The organism is Pedobacter cryoconitis, assembly GCF_014207135.1.
GTDB lineage: Bacteria > Bacteroidota > Bacteroidia > Sphingobacteriales > Sphingobacteriaceae > Pedobacter > Pedobacter cryoconitis_D.
The window spans coordinates 79175-97840 of sequence record NZ_JACHCC010000017.1; the positions used below are offsets into that span (position 1 = coordinate 79175).

14 protein-coding genes are annotated in these 18666 nt (G+C 40.5%); 5 read left to right on the forward strand and 9 right to left on the reverse strand.

What is annotated here, in order from left to right; genetic code table 11:
* Positions 1 to 96 precede the first annotated feature (96 nt).
* The gene (locus HDF25_RS25255) at positions 97 to 1656 is read left to right on the forward strand and encodes a glycosyl hydrolase family 28-related protein (RefSeq protein WP_184629195.1); all 1560 of its coding nucleotides are present in this window, start codon (positions 97 to 99) and stop codon (positions 1654 to 1656) included.
* Between the two features lie 159 nt (positions 1657 to 1815).
* Here HDF25_RS25255 and endOF3 read toward each other — a convergent pair whose 3' ends face one another.
* Both endOF3 and HDF25_RS25265 read right to left on the reverse strand, forming a co-directional pair.
* Positions 1816 to 2799 (reverse strand): endo-beta-N-acetylglucosaminidase F3, encoded by a 984-nt coding sequence (endOF3, locus tag HDF25_RS25260; RefSeq protein ID WP_184629196.1) that lies wholly within the window; start codon positions 2797 to 2799, stop codon positions 1816 to 1818.
* A 47-nt stretch (positions 2800 to 2846) separates the two neighbouring features.
* Positions 2847 to 4079, reverse strand: a complete 1233-nt coding sequence (locus tag HDF25_RS25265; RefSeq protein WP_184629197.1) for an MFS transporter — start codon at positions 4077 to 4079, stop codon at positions 2847 to 2849.
* 172 nt (positions 4080 to 4251) lie between these two features.
* Here HDF25_RS25265 and HDF25_RS25270 point away from each other — a divergent pair, with 172 nt between their 5' ends.
* A complete protein-coding gene (locus tag HDF25_RS25270) occupies positions 4252 to 5994 on the forward strand; it encodes a diadenylate cyclase (protein ID WP_184629198.1) in 1743 nt (580 codons plus the stop codon).
* 17 nt (positions 5995 to 6011) lie between these two features.
* Here HDF25_RS25270 and eco read toward each other — a convergent pair whose 3' ends face one another.
* On the reverse strand, positions 6012 to 6500 hold the full coding sequence (gene eco / locus HDF25_RS25275) for a serine protease inhibitor ecotin (RefSeq protein WP_184629199.1): 489 nt from the start codon (positions 6498 to 6500) through the stop codon (positions 6012 to 6014).
* A gap of 125 nt (positions 6501 to 6625) precedes the next feature.
* Here eco and HDF25_RS25280 point away from each other — a divergent pair, with 125 nt between their 5' ends.
* Together HDF25_RS25280 and HDF25_RS25285 are read left to right on the forward strand one after the other, a co-directional pair.
* Positions 6626 to 7018, forward strand: coding sequence for a MerC domain-containing protein (locus HDF25_RS25280; RefSeq protein ID WP_184629200.1), 393 nt, complete (start codon positions 6626 to 6628; stop codon positions 7016 to 7018).
* 55 nt (positions 7019 to 7073) lie between these two features.
* Complete coding sequence (locus tag HDF25_RS25285) at positions 7074 to 8966, forward strand: CocE/NonD family hydrolase (protein WP_184629201.1); 1893 nt, start codon at positions 7074 to 7076, stop codon at positions 8964 to 8966.
* On the opposite strand, the gene HDF25_RS25290 is transcribed toward HDF25_RS25285, so the two are convergent.
* The 4 genes from HDF25_RS25290 to HDF25_RS25305 form a co-directional block, all read right to left on the reverse strand.
* A complete protein-coding gene (locus HDF25_RS25290) occupies positions 8967 to 9833 on the reverse strand; it encodes an aldose 1-epimerase family protein (protein ID WP_184629202.1) in 867 nt (288 codons plus the stop codon).
* Between the two features lie 16 nt (positions 9834 to 9849).
* Complete coding sequence (locus tag HDF25_RS25295; RefSeq protein WP_184629203.1) at positions 9850 to 10212, reverse strand: response regulator transcription factor; 363 nt, start codon at positions 10210 to 10212, stop codon at positions 9850 to 9852.
* 84 nt (positions 10213 to 10296) lie between these two features.
* The gene (locus tag HDF25_RS25300; protein WP_221451023.1) at positions 10297 to 12897 is read right to left on the reverse strand and encodes an ABC transporter permease; all 2601 of its coding nucleotides are present in this window, start codon (positions 12895 to 12897) and stop codon (positions 10297 to 10299) included.
* The gene (locus HDF25_RS25305) at positions 12890 to 13579 is read right to left on the reverse strand and encodes an ABC transporter ATP-binding protein (RefSeq protein ID WP_184629211.1); all 690 of its coding nucleotides are present in this window, start codon (positions 13577 to 13579) and stop codon (positions 12890 to 12892) included. Before HDF25_RS25305 ends, HDF25_RS25300 begins: the two co-directional genes overlap by 8 nt.
* Before the next feature lie 78 nt (positions 13580 to 13657).
* Here HDF25_RS25305 and HDF25_RS25310 point away from each other — a divergent pair, with 78 nt between their 5' ends.
* Complete coding sequence (locus tag HDF25_RS25310; RefSeq protein WP_260409470.1) at positions 13658 to 14359, forward strand: arylesterase; 702 nt, start codon at positions 13658 to 13660, stop codon at positions 14357 to 14359.
* Between the two features lie 13 nt (positions 14360 to 14372).
* On the opposite strand, the gene HDF25_RS25315 is transcribed toward HDF25_RS25310, so the two are convergent.
* Positions 14373 to 15377, reverse strand: coding sequence for a type IX secretion system membrane protein PorP/SprF (locus tag HDF25_RS25315; protein ID WP_184629204.1), 1005 nt, complete (start codon positions 15375 to 15377; stop codon positions 14373 to 14375).
* A 7-nt stretch (positions 15378 to 15384) separates the two neighbouring features.
* Positions 15385 to 18666, reverse strand: a 3282-nt coding sequence (locus HDF25_RS25320) for a PKD-like domain-containing protein (RefSeq protein ID WP_184629205.1), incomplete at its 5' end; no start/stop codon positions are given.

An 18666-nucleotide genomic window follows, 5' to 3' on the forward strand; every position in this document is an offset into this window, starting at 1 on the left:
ATGTATTACTATTTTTCATGTTAAAAAGTAGTCTTGTATAATTACAAACAATTAAATTATTAATAATTTACACATAAATAAAAAAATAGCGACATCATGATTAATAATAATGACAACCTTTTTAGTAGCTTCATAAATGTAAAATCTTTTGGAGCAGTAGGCGATGGGGTAACTGATGATACCGTTGCTATAACAAGTGCTCTAAATAGTACCACCGGGCTTTTTGGTAGTACTATATATTTCCCGAAAGGACAATATTTAGTGAGAAGTCTGGTGGTTAACAAACCTGGATTCACTTTTATTGGTGATGGCAATAGAACATCACAAATAGTCGGGGACTCAGAGTTAACAATAAAAGTCCAGCCTTTGTGGAATGGGAGTTCTTTTACCAACTCTGGATTTGGAGGTTTTTATACTAATGGAATAGGTGTATATGCTATTTCTGATCTTGCCAGAACTGGGGGCGTAGGTATCCGACTAATAAATTGTTTCTCCACCAATGCGAATGACTTATATGTACATGGATTTAAGAAAAACGTAGAATTATGTGGCAGTCATTTCAATAAATTCAATAATCTTTATGTTTCTGATGAAATAGTCTCGGACATAAATCCTAATGAAGAAATATTTAACAGAGGATATGCCATTAGTGTTTCCAGAGATATATTTAGTGGTGAGACGCAATCTACAAGCATATTTATTTCAAACGGGTGGCTTCATAATACTTCATTAGATCTGGAAAATTGTGAGAATGGTATAATTGAAAACATAGACATAGAACCTGCCTCACAATCGGTTATTGTTGGCTCAAATATAGAATTCAGGAAGTGTAGATTTGAGCGAATGGATTACTATGCAATCTATGCAAGTCCAACGAAATACCCTCCTTTTAACTGGTTTATAATTAAAGGTAATGCTAACAGATTCATAAACAACAACATTCATTCACTCGGTGCCAATAATGTACCATTTGTAAACTCATTATTTAAGGTAGAAAGCAATGATAATTATTTCGATTTTAAAAATGATTGCATTCATTATGGTCTAATTGATTATGATCCAGATACAGTTGGCAATACATGTGTTATAGGCAAATATAGAGATCCACAGCTATTTAATGTGGGTGCCTCCAATGCTTGGAATATGGAAACTACTCCAGGTATTTACGAAGGCAACAATAATTATGAGTTCGTTGAAGCTAATTCGAGTATCAAGTGTTTTAATGGTCTCGATTATATAATAACTAATTGTCTAAATCTTTCCACGAAAATGACGGCACTTCCATTTATTCAAGGAGCTACTAAAACAGGAAATTCTTTTACCGTTATTGATGATCCAAACCATAGAATTATAATGAACTTCGGAACGACTAATAAATATGATTTAGGAGTATATGTTTTGAAATTTAGAATAAAAAGTCCGGACAATTATAATTTCGATGTGAGAAGTACCTATACGAATTCTAGCTTTGTCTCAATAAAATCGCGTACTAAAAACAGATATTTATTTTGTAGATTTTCAATATCTTTAGCTCAAGAGATAACACCTACAATAGATTTTTCAAGTTTCCCAATTGGAAGCACTTTCGAACTTTCAGAAGTAGAACTATTGAAATTCGATTCTGGAAAATATGTAGAAAACTTATATCCTTTGTAAGCTAGTTTATTCTGACAATAATGGATGCTCAAATTAGAAGGTAATTTATGACATTATTGTAAAGTTGATTGTTATAAAATCACAAAAAAATAAAAAGCCGCCGGGACATATTCATGTAAATATTTGTCCAGGCGGCTGAGAGTAAATATTTATAACGATTTAGTCCGTTGACCTAAGTGCTTGCAGGACTGCGTTAGCGTAAGGTACATTGGCATTGAAGGTATAAACCATGATCCCGCCTTTTTGACCTTGTGTTGGTTTCCATTTGGCTAAATTAATATCCTCGGCCTGAGATTTACCTCCTTCTGCATAGGAACCGAAAACCATTTTTGAGGCAGGTATTTTATTCGTACCTACTGCATAATTCATCATCAACTGACAATCAGCAACCTTTCTGTCATAAGACTGAACCTGAAAATAATCAATAGCGTCTGCGTATTTTTCTGCAATCTTATTCCAGGAATAAACATCTAAACCTGTAGCTGTGTGCAACTGTTTATTGTTATTTGCTTTAGGGCCAAAATACTTGGTTAATGCCCCGATACAGGAAAGGAAATTAGAATTGGCATCCATTGACCCGCTGTACCATCCATAATAGCCAATATCCGCAAACTTTGGAAACGGAGGGATAGGGTTTGGTTTTTTTCCTGAATGCTCAATATCCAGACTGATTCCGTCAAGGTTGTATTTATCAATCAGGGTTTGTTTTAAGGCAGTTGCCCAGGCTTCTGGAGTAGCATATCCGTCCGGTTTCGCATCCTGCCAGCTGGCTGCATCATCTACATTTTGTAATACTGCAATGCCTCTTTTCTGCAATGCTTTGATATCATTGAAATAGGCACCGTAAGAATTATAACTGGCCATCATACCTGTTCCTGCAGGATATTTCAAAGTATCCAGATATTGCCAGTACTTCACACCAAATAAAACAACCATATCCACTCCGTCAGGAATATCTTTGAGTTTAAAAGTTGGGTTACGTCCATCAGTGATGTAATAAGCAATAAATTTTTGCTTCGCAGCAGCGCTAGGTTTGGTACTTGAACCAGTTCCCCCGCCTTCGAGTTTCTGACAGCTGGTATAAACCAGTGCCGGGAATACCAGGCATAACATCAGCAGCAGATTTTTTCTTGTGTTTTTCATTGTAGCATATTTTAGGTTAGAATAAGCAATTTGAGCCGGCAGTTGACCTAGAATTCCTCTACATAATCGAGATCTTTGGAGAAGGTTTCTTTCATCCTGCTTAAAGCATAAAATGCGATCACAAGACTGATAATGGCTACAGCAATTCCTGAATGAACAATATTTCCGTTAAACACGTTCTTCAGGAGCTGAAAAAGCAGGGTTAGCGGAACTACTGCACCCCGGACAAAGTTGGGTACTGTAGTAGTCACTGTAGCCCTGATATTTGTGCCGAACTGTTCGGTAGCAATGGTCATAAAAATAACCCAGTACCCAACTGTTAAACCGATGACCCCGCATAACCAGTAAAAATGTGAAAGGCTCAGGTCATGAAGACTGAAATAGGCGATAATCCCTAATGTAGCCAGGCTCAGAAAGATATAAACGACCTTAATCCTGCTTTTCAACCATTGGCTTAACAAACCTCCGGCAATATCCCCAAGGACAATCCCACCGTAACACCAGGCCACAGCTGCACCCGCACTTACTTCACCCTGAACACGCATCACTTTACCGAATTCGGGAGATAAAGTAATGAGTATCCCTACCACAAACCAGAGTGGTATACCAATCATGATACAGCGGATATATTTAACGAATTGTATCTTATTTTTGAATAAAGCAAAGAAATCACCCCGGTTACTGGCTTCTTTAGACTCTTTGAACATCCCGGATTCTGCCACACCGATCCGCAGTAAAAGAAGTGCAAGGCCTAATCCACCGCCGATAAAGAAAGAAGTACGCCAGTCAAAAGCCTGGGCAATGAAATAGGCAACAACTGCTCCACTCACACCTACTGAAGCCACAATGGTTGTCGCATACCCTCTTTTTTCTTTTGGCATCAGTTCGGCAACAAGTGTAATCCCCGCTCCTAATTCTCCGGCCAGACCTAAACCAGCTATAAACCGCCAAACGGCATAAGCATTTACAGAATGTACAAATCCATTGGCAATATTGGCCATAGAATATAAAAAGATAGAACCGAACAGTACTGACAGACGCCCTTTTTTATCACCAAGCATCCCCCATAATACGCCACCGATCAGCATCCCGATCATTTGTGTATTTAGTAACATAATGCCGGTATCGGTAAGCTGGGCACCGCTCAGTCCTAATGATTTTAAACTGGGGATACGAACAATACTGAAAAGAAGAAGATCGTAAATGTCGACGAAATAGCCTAGAGAAGCTACCAGAATAGCAGCACTCAGGGCTGTGGTTGAAGCTTTGGTTGGTTGCATTTATTTGGTTGATTTTTGTATAACTAATGTAGTAATTTATGTTTCACCTAATTAACTTTCTTTAACACTTTAGTAGAGAAAGTTCAAATATCTTTGTGGCTGATCATCCTTTAATCATTTTAAAACACAGCGAATTATAGCCCGAACTCTACTTTAATCATAAATATTTAGCATGACGGGCTGTAATAATATCATTTGGGAACACCAGCAGCATTGCCAGATCTCTTTGCAACTGGCCGCTGAAGAGCTTTTTAATTCGCTGGACGAAAGACTTTCGCCTAAAGTCTTCCTGATCGGGGTATTGGTAAAACCTGATATGAATCTTCCTTTTATTGGGATGGAATGTCCTGACTGCGAATATTGTATGAATGATTTCCTACCGCTTAAGGCCATCGGTATCCAGCATAGTCTTTTGGTCAAACAGGAAAATGACGAAGAAAAAGAAGATCACAGAGGACTTTTAAATACGGCTTATACAACCGAGATCCAACGTATTTTAAGGGCGCATATCAATGGTAAAAATAATGAGAATTTCATCTCTGATCCGGTTCTGATTAACGGGTATCTTGTTTATGCAGTTTTAGAATTAAGTAAACGGATATTAACGACTTTTTACTCCCTGACCAAAAACACGCTTTCTTCGGGCCAGGTCATCAGCCGCTCTTTTTTAGAAAGTATTATCAAAGTATACCTGGATGCCGGGGCTGCTGCCCTGAAAACAAAACCACAGTCAGATTTCAATCTGCTGGTTAAAAGCCGGGATGAACTGGTCAGCAAAGCCGGGCATGATTTTATGACTACAGTTTCTCTAGCCGGACAGAACCCAGGCGGGTTGCATGTATTATTCGATGCCTGTAATACGATCTCCTCTTTAAAATATGAAGGAGAAGAAGGTTTTGGAAAAATGGTTATTGCCCATCAGCATCATCCTAATCTGAAAGCGACCATGTTACTGGAAAACCCTATCCATATTAAAGATTTCAGGAAGATCAGAAAGTTCCTGGAACTGGCCGATCATAAGCAAATGATGCTCTCCGATTCTGTGTGGATTTACGGACTGGGCCAGCTGACCGGCAAATATAACTATCATGATGAATCGCTGTTTATTATCAATTTCACGAAACATTTTCACTGGGAAGTGCTGCACCATGAGCATATTATGGTGTCGGTATCTTTTCGTATGCCGGCCCTGCATAATGAAAAGATTAACCGCGAAAAGTTCTATTCAAGTCTGAAAAGGATATTCACAGGAATTGATAAATCGAGATTAAATGCGCTCTGGGAGGTCACCATGGAGGCTACCAAACAAAAACATGGAACTATTTTAGCGATCTCTTCTGAAGCAGGTGCTGAAGCTTCGAGATTAAACAGCCAGTGTTTTAAAATCAAACCTATACGGATCAATAAAGATATTATCCATCAGATTACTTCTATTGACGGGGCAGTATTAATTGATATTGATTGTACGTGCCACGCTATTGGGGTTATCCTGGATGGTATTGCTACAGCCAATGGCGATTCTTCCAGAGGCGCCAGGTATAATTCGGCAGTCAGATATTATGAGCATATGATCAATAAAGCACAGACTGTGCTGGTCGTTATTTCTGAAGATGGATGGATTGACCTGATCCCAGATCTTAAAGCGCAGGTAAAACATACCAGTATCGTAGCCCATATCAGGGAGCTGAATAAACTCAGTCAGACGGATAAATATTTAAGAAAAAACTTCAACAGGCTGATGGAATTTTTCCAGGAACATGAGTTCTACCTGTCTCCAAAAGAATGCGGGACGGTCAACAGGCTCCGCAGGATAATAGAATTTAAATATAAAGACAGCGATGATGGGGTAAGAATGATCTGGAATAACCTTAATCCGAACAGCGCAATGAATATCGGCTATTATGTAAAGGAATAAGGTTATTCCGGATTCTATTATTTAATTACTGCATTTTGTTCTTTCTGGCTTCTTTCCCAGATTTTATATCTCACCTGGAATCCTTTAGGTGCGTAAACAACGATTGGCAACTTACTGTTATAACGGGTCAGTTCTGTATTGGAAATGAATTTATCACGCAAAACTTTATCCGGGCAGCCCATCAATGTAGATCTCATCTCTCCTTTTGAAGTGTATTCAAAATAAGTGTATCCCCAGCCTTTCAGGTCCTTCTCTTCGAATGAACCAATCATCCCATGCTGATTACAATCTACTTTCATCATCTTTCCGACAATGATTTCTACTTTATAACCTTCTTCGTTTTTCTGAGCTGGTAACTGGATCACAAATCTTTGAAACCCTTCTTTGGCTTTGGGATAAATTTCCAGATTCTGTTTAGGCTGAGTGTTTAGCTTCTGTTTGTTCTGTGCAAAACATAAACTGGTAGTGGCGATTAAACCGAGAGCGATATTAAGTAATAATTTCATATGTGTGTTATTTGTGTATAGAATTACACTTACAAGAAAGATGCCATGATTTCAAAAAATGACCTTCAGTACACTTAATGCAATACAGTTGCTTTTATATTTGCATTTCATTAATCCTTATCTATATGGCACTATCTAAAATCGCAATGCAACTTGATCGTTTGGGAATGACTGCTTCTACTTTATGTGCGATCCATTGTGTTCTTGTACCTGTTTTTATTACAACACTCCCGCTTCTGGGCCTGGAATTCCTGAGTAACGAATGGGTAGAAATATCGATGATCATAGTTTCTGTAATTCTGGGAACGGTCTCTTTAAGTTTATCGTACCGGAAACAGCATCGTAAACTCCTTCCCTTTTTTGTTTTGTTTGCTGGTTTTGCGCTGATCGCTTCGGGTCATTTTTCAGGTCTGGAAAGACTTGAGCCTATCCTTATCCCGCTGGGCGGATTTACTGTTGCTGCTGCACATCTGGTCAACTGGCGACTAAACAAAACTTGCTCTCACTCAGCCAAATAATTTGTTTTCATAGCTATTCCTGTAATTATGAGTACAATATGCTTAATTTGTCCCTATGAAATCTTTAGTTAAGAAACCTTATATATTATCTGCTGCTTTCTCCATGCTGTCTTTTGGTGCTTTCGCACAAACGGTAGAAGCTCATAATGATGCCGTATATGTTACTGAACATTATACGAAAATTGAAAAGCAGATTCCTATGCGGGATGGAATAAAACTATTCACGGTAATTTATGTCCCGAAGGATAATACAAAAAAATATCCGATCATGCTGAGCCGGACACCCTATAGTGCAGGACCTTACGGACCGGAACTTTACAGACCAAGTCTGGGTCCTTCCATGCTTTTTGCAAGAGATGGATATATCATTGTTTATCAGGATGTAAGGGGGCGTTATTTATCTGAAGGTGAATTCGTAGCGACCAGACCATATATTCCTCATAAAAAGAAGAAAACGGATATTGATGAAAGTTCTGATACTTATGATACGATTGACTGGCTGGTCAAAAATGTTCCGGATAACAATGGAAAAGTTGGTACCTGGGGGATTTCAGCACCAGGTTTTTATACCACGATGACCACTATCGATGCGCATCCGGCCTTAAAAGCCGCTTCTCCACAGGCTCCTGTTACGGATTGGTTTATGGGCGATGACCGCCATCACAACGGGGCATTTTTTCTGATGGGGACTTTTTCTTTCTTGTCTTATTATGGTGCGGAAAGACCTGAACCTACGCCGGATCATGCCCCTAAATTCGAAGCCTATGGCACGCCTGACTCTTATCAATTTTATAAGAACCTCGGCCCAATCAGGAATGTAAACGAGAAATATTTCAAAGGGAAAAATAAGATCTGGAATGAAATGGTAGACAATGAAGTTTATGATAATTTCTGGGCTTCGCGTACACCTGTACCTCATCTTAAAAACATCAAACCGGCTGTAATGACTGTAGGTGGATGGTTTGACCAGGAGGATCTCTATGGCCCCTTAAAAACCTTTGCGGGTATAGAAAAGAATAAACCAACCTCAGCAAATTATCTGGTAATGGGTCCCTGGACTCATGGAAGCTGGACACGTGGAAACAATGAGTCACTGGGTAATATCCGTTTTCATTCAGAAACCGGACCTTATTACAGAAAAGAAATTGAACTGGCTTTTTTCAATCATTATCTGAAAGGAACAGATAATCCTGAGCTACCTAAAGCAACCATATTTGAAACTGGTTCGAACCAATGGAGAAAATATTCTGCCTGGCCTCCTGCAGACGCACAGGAAAAGAATTTATATTTCCATGCCAATGGAAAACTTTCTTTTGAAGCGCCCGTAGAAACTGGCAAGGCATATGATGAATTTATCAGTGACCCCGATAAACCAGTTCCCTTCACTAAAGAAATAAGAATAGACAGGGGAAGTGATTTTATGTATGAAGATCAGCGTTTCGCTGCTTCCAGGCCTGATGTTTTGGTCTACCAGACCGAAGTACTGGATCAGGATGTGATAATTTCAGGTCATTTACTAGCCGATCTGTTTGTCTCTACGACTGGAACAGATGCTGATTTTGTAGTCAAACTAATTGATGTTTATCCTGGGGATGCGCCTAACGACAGTCCTCTGCCCGGAACTAAAATGGGTGGTTTTCAGCAATTAGTTCGTGGTGAGGTGATGAGATCTAAGTTCAGAAACAGCTTTGCAGTACCCGAAGCTATGATTCCGAATGAAGTCACAGAAGTTAAATTTGATATGCAGGATGCAGCGCACTGCTTTAAAAAGGGACATAAAATCATGGTACAGGTTCAGAGTTCCTGGTTCCCGCTGGTAGATCGTAATCCTCAGAAATTTGTTAATATTTATAAAGCCACGGAGGCCGACTTTCAAAAAGCAACCCACCGTGTATACTTTAAAAAGGGACAGGCATCGAGCCTGAAAGTAAGTGTTCTGAAAAGTTAATCAGAATACTTCAACTTCCCAGATCCTTTTCCAGTCCTGGCCTGGCGATAAAGATACGATACCTTCTTTATCGCTGAGCTGCTGGTTATGATGAACGCCATCTGCTATTCCACACCAAGGCTCCAGACACACAAAATCGGCATCTTTAGCCGCCCAGATCCCAAAAAATGGAAAGGCAATAAAACGAAAATGCAGCCCATGCTGATTTTTAGTATTCTTCAGGCTGATCGTATTACTTTTCAAATCCTTAAATACCAGTGCATCATTATAAAAAAGAGAATGCTGTAAATTTAACTTCCGCTCATCTAACTGTAATATCGCTGTCTGATCACTGATCAGGTTATTCTCTATCTCATGATAAACCACAGATTCGTCTGCAGAAAACTCGAGATAATAATCTTCATAACTAGTTTCTGCTGTCAGTGGAACAGCAAAAGCGGGATGACCTCCTGCAGAAAACAGAAGCTCTTTCTCGCCTGGATTGGTCACCTCATAAGTACAGGAAACGGAACTACCTGAAAGTTTATAACGCAAAGCCAGTTTAAATTCAAATGGATAAACCTTTAGGGTCTCTGAGTTTTCGGTCAGCGTAAATAAAGCTTCAACAGCACTGATTTGCTCAGCATTAAATTCCATATCCCGGGCAAATCCGTGACGGGGAAGCTGATAACATTCTTCACCTATGCAATAGGTATTATCTTTCAATCCACCGATAACCGGGAAAAGTACGGGACTGAATTTACCCCAGAACATCGGGTCGCCTTTCCATAAATAGTTCAGACCGGTCAGCTTACTCTGAATACTCCTTAATTCAGCTCCTTTACTTGCAATTAATACTTTAACAGTTTCGTTTTCCAGTAAAATCATAGGGGTTAAATTTAGCTTATTTTGTCAATAGCTTATCTATTCTTTTCACGACATAATCGAGATCAAACGGCTTGCTGATATAATCATCTGCACTTGCAGTAACGCTTTTGTCTTTACTCTCCGGATTTGCAGACATCACAATTACAGGAATGTGTTTGGTAAAAATATCAGTTTTTAAATCCTCACAAATTTCAATTCCATTTCCATCAGGTAACATTACATCAATAATAAACAAGTCTGGCAGGCCTTCATTCAATTTACTTTTCAATTCGGCAAAAGTAGATGACAATTGTAAATCATATCCTTCGTCTTTTAATAAGAATTCAATAATATATCTGATATCCTGATCATCTTCCAGTACGTGTATTCTTTTCTTCATCTTAATTTTTTAATGGTACAAATTCAAGTTTCGGATAAGATGCAAACATTGTTCCGCATTTGCATATTTAAAATTCATTTTAACCTAACTATCTTTTCTTAAGACTTCTAAAGGTGGGGATCTTAAAACGCCCCTGCTACTCAACATTCCTGTAATTACGACAATTAGTGTAACTAGTGTAAACAAAAGCAGAACTGGTAACAACTGCGGACTGAAACTAGTTTCAAAACTATATACAGCCAGTGCCCAGCTACCAGCCAGCGCAATAACCATTCCAGCGGCTGCCGCCATTAAACCGAGAAACAGGTATTCAATAGCCGTAATTGCCAGAATCTGTTTCTCCCGGGCCCCGATTGTCCTGAGCAGAACTATTTCACGAAGCCTTTGGTTTTTACTGCTGCGCACAGCAGAAATTAATACGATCCAACCTGTAATAATGCTAAAAGAAGCCATAAAACGGATTACAGAACTAATTTTACCAAGCAGTGTATCCAATACTTTCAGTACCAGATCAAGATCAACGACGGATACATTCGGAAATTTCTTTAAAACAGCACGCTGAAATTCTGCTGAAATATTTTCATCAGGAACACGGGTCATCAGTACATGAAACTGAGGGGCTTCTTCCAGTACGCCAGCTGGAAATACAATACGAAAATTGGTCTGCATTCTAACCCAGTCTATCTTCCTCAGACTCCCGATCACTGTTTTAAGCATCATCCCCTGTACATTGAAAAGTATACTATCTCCCACATTTACCCCAAGTCTTTCTGCATAACGTTCATCCAGCGAAATATAAACGGGTTCCTTTTCAGGGCTAACCCGACCAGTCCATTTTCCACTGGTAATTTCCTCTGCATCAGTCAGCTTTGACTGATAGGTAGCCTGGATTTCTCTTTTAAAAATGGAAGAAGAAGATTCTCTCCGTTCATTTTCCTGACCAGCAACCTTTGTTTTATTTAAACTATCGGCCACTACCAGCTGTGCAGCGGTTTTACCATTAATTTCTTCCAGGCGCATGGTCACCACCGGAACCTGGTTCATCAGGGGTAAATGATATTGTTTAGCCAATGTATTCACGCCTTTGGCCTGGTCACTCTGGATGTCAAACAGTACCATGTTGGCCTGTGTTTTTCCAGAAGATAAAGTAACTTTATTCAAAAGTATTCCCTGTACAAAATATAAGGTGGCAATGAGTGTAGTGGATAAACCGATAGCCACAATTAACATGAGTGTCAGATTACCCGGACGATAAAGATTGGAAAAGCCTTGCCGCCAGACATAAGCTATCCCTGTAGGCAAAGCCTTTCTCACTAGCTTTAACAATAGGAAAGACAATCCGTAAAAAATCAGTATAGTTGTCAGCAACCCCATAGAAAAGATAACAGCCTGTAACCATGAGCTCATTTGCAGATAAGCAAAGCCCAGGATAAATAAAAATATGAGCAGGTACACTATTATTTTTGCCGGGTCTGTTTTTGTTTTAGCTTGTTCAAAAGAGAGGCGGATGGCATTCAATGGAGATACTTTGCGTACGGAAAGCAGAGAAGGTAAGGCAAACAGAACCGCAATCACAACACCTGTAATAACGCCCTGAAAAATAGCAGTCCATGAAATCTGCATACTGAAATCTACAGGCAAAAAGTCTTTCAGTGCATAGGGCAGTAAAAACTGAAGCACTGTTCCGAGAGCCGCACCGGTTATTGCGCCTGCCAACCCTATAAAGGTTAACTGGATCAGATAGATAAAAAATGCATCCCAGGCACTTAATCCCATACAACGCAAAGTAGCTATAGCAGCCAGTTTTTCATGAATATAAACATGGATCGCACTGCCAACTCCAATACATCCCAACAACAGCGCTACAAAACCTGCCAGTGAAAGGAAACGGCTCAAATCTCTGAAAGAACGGGCTGTATTTTGTTTTTTGGATGCTACTGTTTCATGATCCAAACCTTCTTTCTCCAGTACAGGCTGTATTTTTTTGAGCAGTGCCGGAATAGTGGATGCCTGATTAAATTTATAATAATAGGAATAATGGATACGACTCCCAAACTGAGCCAGTCCGGTTTCAGGAAGGTATTTTAGATTGATGTAAACCACAGGCGAAAATGTGGCTATAATTCCATTCTGTCCTGGTGCCTGATCCAGATATCCTGCAATCGCAAAATTGAGTTTACCCAGTTGAATAGAATCTCCGGGTTTGGCATTGAACTGCAACATGACTGTTTTATCTACAAGCGCATTTCTGCCCTGGGCCAGTTGTTTAACAGCTGCGGCCGGAGTGGTCTCAATCTCTCCGTAAAATGGATATTTTCCTTCTAATGCTTTAATCTGGACCAAACGGCTCCCCTGTCCTCTGATGAAATAAATCATAGAGGCAAAGCTCTGTTCTTTGGCCCGCTGATCTCCCAGGGTATTTAGCATATTGATGACTGGCTCACTGATCGCTTTACGGCCATCTATAATCAGGTCTGCACCGGTTAATACTTTAGCCTGATCATCAATATCACGCTGTAAATTATCGCTGAATGAATATACTGCCACTAATGCAGCAATACCCAGAATGATAGAAGAAGTAAAAAGAAACAATCTCGAGCGGTTTTTCCGGCTGTCCCGCCATGCCATTCTGAATAGCCACGAAACGGGAACTTGTGTATTAAAAACAGGCTTTGGTTCAGACATATGCTTTTTGCTCATCAGCTATAATCACTCCATTTTTTAAGCGTATAATCCTGTCTGTACGGGATGCCAGTTCAAGATCATGCGTAACAATAACCAGGGTTGTACCGGCTTCTTTATTTAAGTCAAACAGCAGACGGATAACCTTTTCACTGGTTTCTCCATCCAGGTTTCCTGTGGGTTCATCAGCAAACAGGATAGCAGGGGTATTGGAAAAAGCCCTGGCCAGAGAAATACGCTGTTGTTCTCCTCCTGACAACTGTACCGGGTAATGATTCGCACGGTCGGTTAAACCTACTTTATCTAATAATTCCATAGCCCTTGGACGGATATTTTTTTCGCCCCTCAATTCAAGGGGAACCATAATATTTTCAAGAGCAGTCAGCGTGGGTAATAACTGGAAGTTCTGAAAAATGAATCCAACATACTTGTTCCGGACCACTGCACGCTGGTCTTCAGAGAGCTGGTCTAGAACAACCTGATTTAACTCAACCGACCCTGAACTGGCACGGTCCAGTCCGGCACAAAGCCCGAGAAGCGTCGTCTTTCCACTACCAGAAGGCCCGGTAACGGAGATCACAGCTCCTTTAGGGACAGAGAAATTAATATCATGAAGTACGGTTAATGAAGAACCTGCGTTTTCATATTGTTTACTAACTCTTTTTATATTCAGGATGGTTTCCAAAGAAATAGGATTAAAGGTGATATTTAGTGATATTTGGGTAAGAGCCTGTTTAAATATATCAAAAAGCAATCCATTTTTATGATGATTAAGCATAAGTTACGTTATAATTACATCGTTTTAATACTGTTGATCGTAACCCTTGCTGGTTGCGGGTCTGCACAGAAACCAGAAGATAAAACGGCGGTTACACCTTTGAAGGATACAACCACGACAAAAGAAAAGCAGCAAACAATCAAAAACATCCTGTTTTTTGGAACAAGTCTGACTGCAGGTCTGGGTGTTGACCCTGATCAGGCTTTCCCGGCTTTAATTCAGAAAAAGATCGACTCTCTACATTTACCTTATAAAGTGATTAACGCGGGTTTAAGCGGAGAAACTTCTGCAGCAGGGAAAAGCCGGATTAGCTGGCTATTGAAACAGCGGGTTGATGTTTTTGTACTGGAACTGGGTGCTAATGACGGATTAAGAGGAATTCCTGTTCAACAAACAGCTGATAATTTACAGGCTATAGTGGATAAAGTAAAACAGAAATATCCCCAGGCCAGGATGTTACTTACCGGAATGCAGATGCCACCGAGTATGGGAGAAAGGTATACCCATGATTTCAGTGCAATTTTTCCTGCGCTGGCCAAAAAGAATAAAATGGACTTCCTCCCCTTTCTTTTGAAAGGTGTGGGTGGGATCGCAAGGCTTAATCAAAAAGACGGGATACACCCAACACCCGAAGGTCACCGGATATTAGCCGAAAACGTATGGCAGAAATTACAAGCTGAACTGTAATTTCACCAGGCTCTTAGAATACTCTCGGACAAATAGAAGATTTAGGTGCCTTTCCGAAGGCTATACCGATTGTTAATTCATGGGTTCCGGACTGGTAACCATTCAATCCGGAAAGGGCGTAATCATAAGAATAACCTATTCTGAAACGTTCATTTACATAAAACTGGGCGATCCCGATCAGTGCCGCCTGACTGGTCACATCGGTATTCATATATGTTTTCTTGAACAATTTCAGACTGGTCCGATAGCCACCACCGAGCCAGATTTTATCGCTGAAAATTGCCATTATATTAAAATCGGCATTGGTTGGTCCCAGAAAATCTTCGCGGATCATCATGCTGGGCCTGAACCTCAGATCTGGAGAAACATTAACCAGTGAACCTGCAACAAAGTACATGTGTCTGGTACGTACAATATTATCGGCAATAGTAGAACTTCTCCTGTAATCATCAACTGATTTAGAATTGTTAAGCAGGTTTAATGCCGAGAGACCAACATACCAATAGGGCGTTGTATAGAAAATCCCCGCCCTGAAATCAGGTGAAAGCCTGCTGCTGCCTCCTACCGGAATCGAGCCATCTCCCCCATCTACAGAGGTTAAAGCATTTCCGTTTAAACCATATTGTGCGACTCCAACACCCAGACCAAAACTTAAACGTCTGGTGTCTGCTCCGTCTAGCTGTAAACGGAATGCATAATTTAAAGTTGCTGAATTGGAGGATTGCGGTCCAAGTTTATCGGAAGTGAACTGCAAACCTACACCGTGTTTAGTAGTCTGCGGATCTAAAATACCGTCAATAGAGAGCTGTGCTGTCTTAGGTGCGCCGGGTATTCCAACCCACTGATTACGCACAGCCATTTGTGCAAACCACTCCTCTTTATAACCGGCATAGGCAGGGTTTACACTTAAGGTATTGAATATATATTGAGAAAACTGAATATTCTGCTGCGCAATGGCCCGACCAGTAAATAAACCGGTTAAGCAAAGGAACAGAAATATTTTAGACCAATTCTTCATTATAATTTTATCGTTTGATAAGTATCCAACCTTTTTTTGTAATCTGACTTCCTGCTTTCTTCAACTGCATCACGTAGTAATAGGTTCCCTCAGCTAATCCTGATCCACCCCATTCATCCAGGTAATTACTGTTTCTGTAAACTTCATTTCCCCACCGGTTAAAAATGAGCAGATCAATACTGTCAAAGCTTTCCCTGCCAATGATTTTAAACGTATCATTTTTACCATCTCCATTTGGTGTAATCGTATTTGGAATGAAAAGATCGATAGGTATAACTGTAATATTAACCAGTGCTTTATTACTGATATTACCTTTATTATCTGCCACAGAGTAGGTAAAATCGTCCGGACCAGCATATCCTCTGTCAGGTGTATAAGTAACCGTCCCATCCGAATGAATCTGGACCTGTCCGTGCGCAGGTAATCTGGTGACCACAATGCTTCCTTTATCCAGTCCGTTAGTGGAAGGTATATCGTTATCTGTAAGACTGAAGGTAACAACCTGATTAATCATCACACTTGCCCTGTCATTGATAGCCTGAGGTGCATCGACTATAATATGAACTGTAGGGTCGTCATTGTTTGTTTGTGTACCCGAAATATCTGTAACCGGATCTCCGGCTGGTGTATATCCTGAAACAGTTGCAGTATTTACTACTCTTCCATCTCTTCTTTCTTCATCTGTAATCTTATAAACTGCGTCAACAGAAATGGTGGCTCCAGCTTCTAATACAGTAATTCCAAGATCTATCTTTCCAATAATTTTAGTGTCTGTAAGATTGAGGTTCTTCAATCTTACTTTCCCGGTATTTCTCACTTTAAAGGTATAAGTGATGGTTGTAAAATCGGAACTGACCACACCTGTCTTAACTAACACAATCGACCCTTTGGTTACAATATCTACCGTTGCATTAGCTGTTAATAAAGTCGGATCCTCGGCTGTTCTTAGCGTCACTGTATTGATAATTTTACCACTGCCTGAATTGGGCTTACCGTTCTTATCGAGGTCTTCCTGTGTGACACGATACGTTCCAGCGTAGATCCAGGTTTCATTGGCCTCGAGTATTCCATTTCCGTTATCTCCTGAAATAGGTCCGGTTAGTATCCCGCCCAGGAACGGATCGTTTACCTCTACATTGGTATGATTTGCAGTAGCTGTATTTTTTACAGTAATCATGTAATTGATGACATCGCCAACGGCAGAAACAATAGTTACGTCTGCTCTTTTAGCAATCGATAAGCCACTGCAAACGGGAACATTAACTGTAATCGTAAAAGGTGTACCTGGACAACCTCCAGAAACAGATGTCGGTGTTACGGTATAGATGACTTGCTGAACAGCATGACTAATATTAATGAGGGTTGCATTAATTGTATTTCCAGAACCATTACGTTGTCCTGTTACATTATTATTCTGACCAGCTGTCCAGATGAATGAAGCAGGGACAGCGTTCCCTCCTTTTGTAACATTATTTACATTTGCCTGCAAATCGTATTGGATGCTTTTGTTTGTACAGCTTAAGTCGTTGATGAGATCATTAAAGCCAATCGGACTTGGGATCACGGTTATCGTTCCTGTCAGTTGTTGTGCCTGACAAAGTCCGGTTGCAGTAACGGTATAATTGAATGTTCCGGCCTGAGCAGGGACTCCGTTAATGGTAAACTGGCCATTACTGAATGTACCGGTGATTCCAAGTGGAAGACCTGTAACCTGGGCGTTCGTGGCATTGGTAGTTTGATAAATAATGTTCTGAAGATTGCTATTGATACACAATGTTTGATTTGCAGTTGATAAGGCTGAAATCAGTTGTATGGTCGTATTAGGATTTACCTGGATTGTACCACTCAGTGTCACTGAAGAACATCCGCCTGTAGTGGTGATGGTGTAAGGGAATAATCCCGCTACCGAAGGGTTTCCGTTAATGATAAACTGATTGGTAGCCGGATCATAGTGACCAGTCAGACCGGCTGGTAAACCTGATGTCGTTGCACCTGTAGCATGGGTTATTTTGTAGGTTATCGGATTAAGCGGAGTATTTATACATAATACTGGGTTATTGCTTCCTGTAGCAGAAACAAGCTCCATCGTCGCGTCAGGATATACATCAATCTGACCAAAAAGCTGTTTAGATCCACATCCGCCGGTTGTTGTAACTGTGTATGGGTAGGTACCTGAAACGGTAGGTATACCGTTGATTGTAAATATCCCGTTTACGTAATTTCCGGTTACTCCTGCCGGGAGATTGCTAACGGTTGCCCCTGTTCCATTACTTATAGTATAAATAATGGGTGAAACTGGGGTGTTGATACAGGTTGATACAATGTTACTTCCTGGGTTTGATGTCAGCGCCAGAGATACTGTTGGGTTTACTGTGATCTTAAAAGTCATTGCTAGACCTGCACAACCTATTGTAGAAACCGGAGTTACCCTAATATTGGCTACAACTGGTGCATTGGTTGAGTTAGTTGCAGTAAATGACGGGATAGTTCCTGTACCTGAAGAAGCAAGCCCTATAGTCGCATTGTCATTGCTCCAGGTGTAGGTATCGCCAGTGATATTCCCCGTAAGCGTGATTCCAGCTGTAGTTGCTCCATTACAGTAAGTTACATCACTGACTGCTGCTACGTTTGACGTTGGTTTAACGGTGATTTTGAAAGTCTTTGCTAGACCTGCACAACCTACTGTCGATACTGGGGTTAAAGTAATAGTAGCTTCAACTGCGGCATTGCTTGAGTTAGTTGCGGTAAACGATGGGATAATCCCCGTACCAGAAGCGGCAAGTCCGATAGCTGTGTTGTCATTGCTCCAGTTGTAGGTATCGCTTGTAATATTACCCGTCAGCGTGATTCCTGTTGTCGTTGTCCCGTTACAGTAAGTTACATCACTGACTGCTGCTACGTTTGAAGTAGGTTTTACCGTGATCTTAAAAGTCATCGGAGTACCTGCGCAACCTACAGTAGATACTGGAGTCACCTTAATATTGGCCACTACTGCCGCATTGGTTGAGTTAGTTGCGGTAAATTCTGGCAGTGTTCCGGTACCCGAGGCAGCCAGGCCAATAGCCGTATTGTCATTTGTCCAGTTGTAAGTATCTCCACTGATATTACCTCCTAAAGTAAGAACTGGTACTGGATCAGTATTGCAGTAAACTTTATCTGTAATGGCCGCTACATTGGAAGTAGGTTTTACCGTGATCTTAAAAGTCAATGGCAGACCCGCACAACCTACCGCTGAAACTGGGGTGACAGTAATCTTAGAAACTACTGCTGCATTGGTTAAGTTCGTTGC

Bases quoted from the DNA above. Each gene is read 5' to 3' on its own strand.
- HDF25_RS25255 (WP_184629195.1), top strand. From the start codon at position 97: ATGATTAATAATAATGACAACCTTTTTAGTAGCTTCATAAATGTAAAA.
- endOF3 (WP_184629196.1), bottom strand. From the start codon at position 2,799: ATGAAAAACACAAGAAAAAATCTGCTGCTGATGTTATGCCTGGTATTC.
- HDF25_RS25265 (WP_184629197.1), bottom strand. From the start codon at position 4,079: ATGCAACCAACCAAAGCTTCAACCACAGCCCTGAGTGCTGCTATTCTG.
- HDF25_RS25270 (WP_184629198.1), top strand. From the start codon at position 4,252: ATGACGGGCTGTAATAATATCATTTGGGAACACCAGCAGCATTGCCAG.
- eco (WP_184629199.1), bottom strand. From the start codon at position 6,500: ATGAAATTATTACTTAATATCGCTCTCGGTTTAATCGCCACTACCAGT.
- HDF25_RS25280 (WP_184629200.1), top strand. From the start codon at position 6,626: ATGGCACTATCTAAAATCGCAATGCAACTTGATCGTTTGGGAATGACT.
- HDF25_RS25285 (WP_184629201.1), top strand. From the start codon at position 7,074: ATGAAATCTTTAGTTAAGAAACCTTATATATTATCTGCTGCTTTCTCC.
- HDF25_RS25290 (WP_184629202.1), bottom strand. From the start codon at position 9,833: ATGATTTTACTGGAAAACGAAACTGTTAAAGTATTAATTGCAAGTAAA.
- HDF25_RS25295 (WP_184629203.1), bottom strand. From the start codon at position 10,212: ATGAAGAAAAGAATACACGTACTGGAAGATGATCAGGATATCAGATAT.
- HDF25_RS25300 (WP_221451023.1), bottom strand. From the start codon at position 12,897: ATGTCTGAACCAAAGCCTGTTTTTAATACACAAGTTCCCGTTTCGTGG.
- HDF25_RS25310 (WP_260409470.1), top strand. From the start codon at position 13,658: ATGATGATTAAGCATAAGTTACGTTATAATTACATCGTTTTAATACTG.
- HDF25_RS25315 (WP_184629204.1), bottom strand. From the start codon at position 15,377: ATGAAGAATTGGTCTAAAATATTTCTGTTCCTTTGCTTAACCGGTTTA.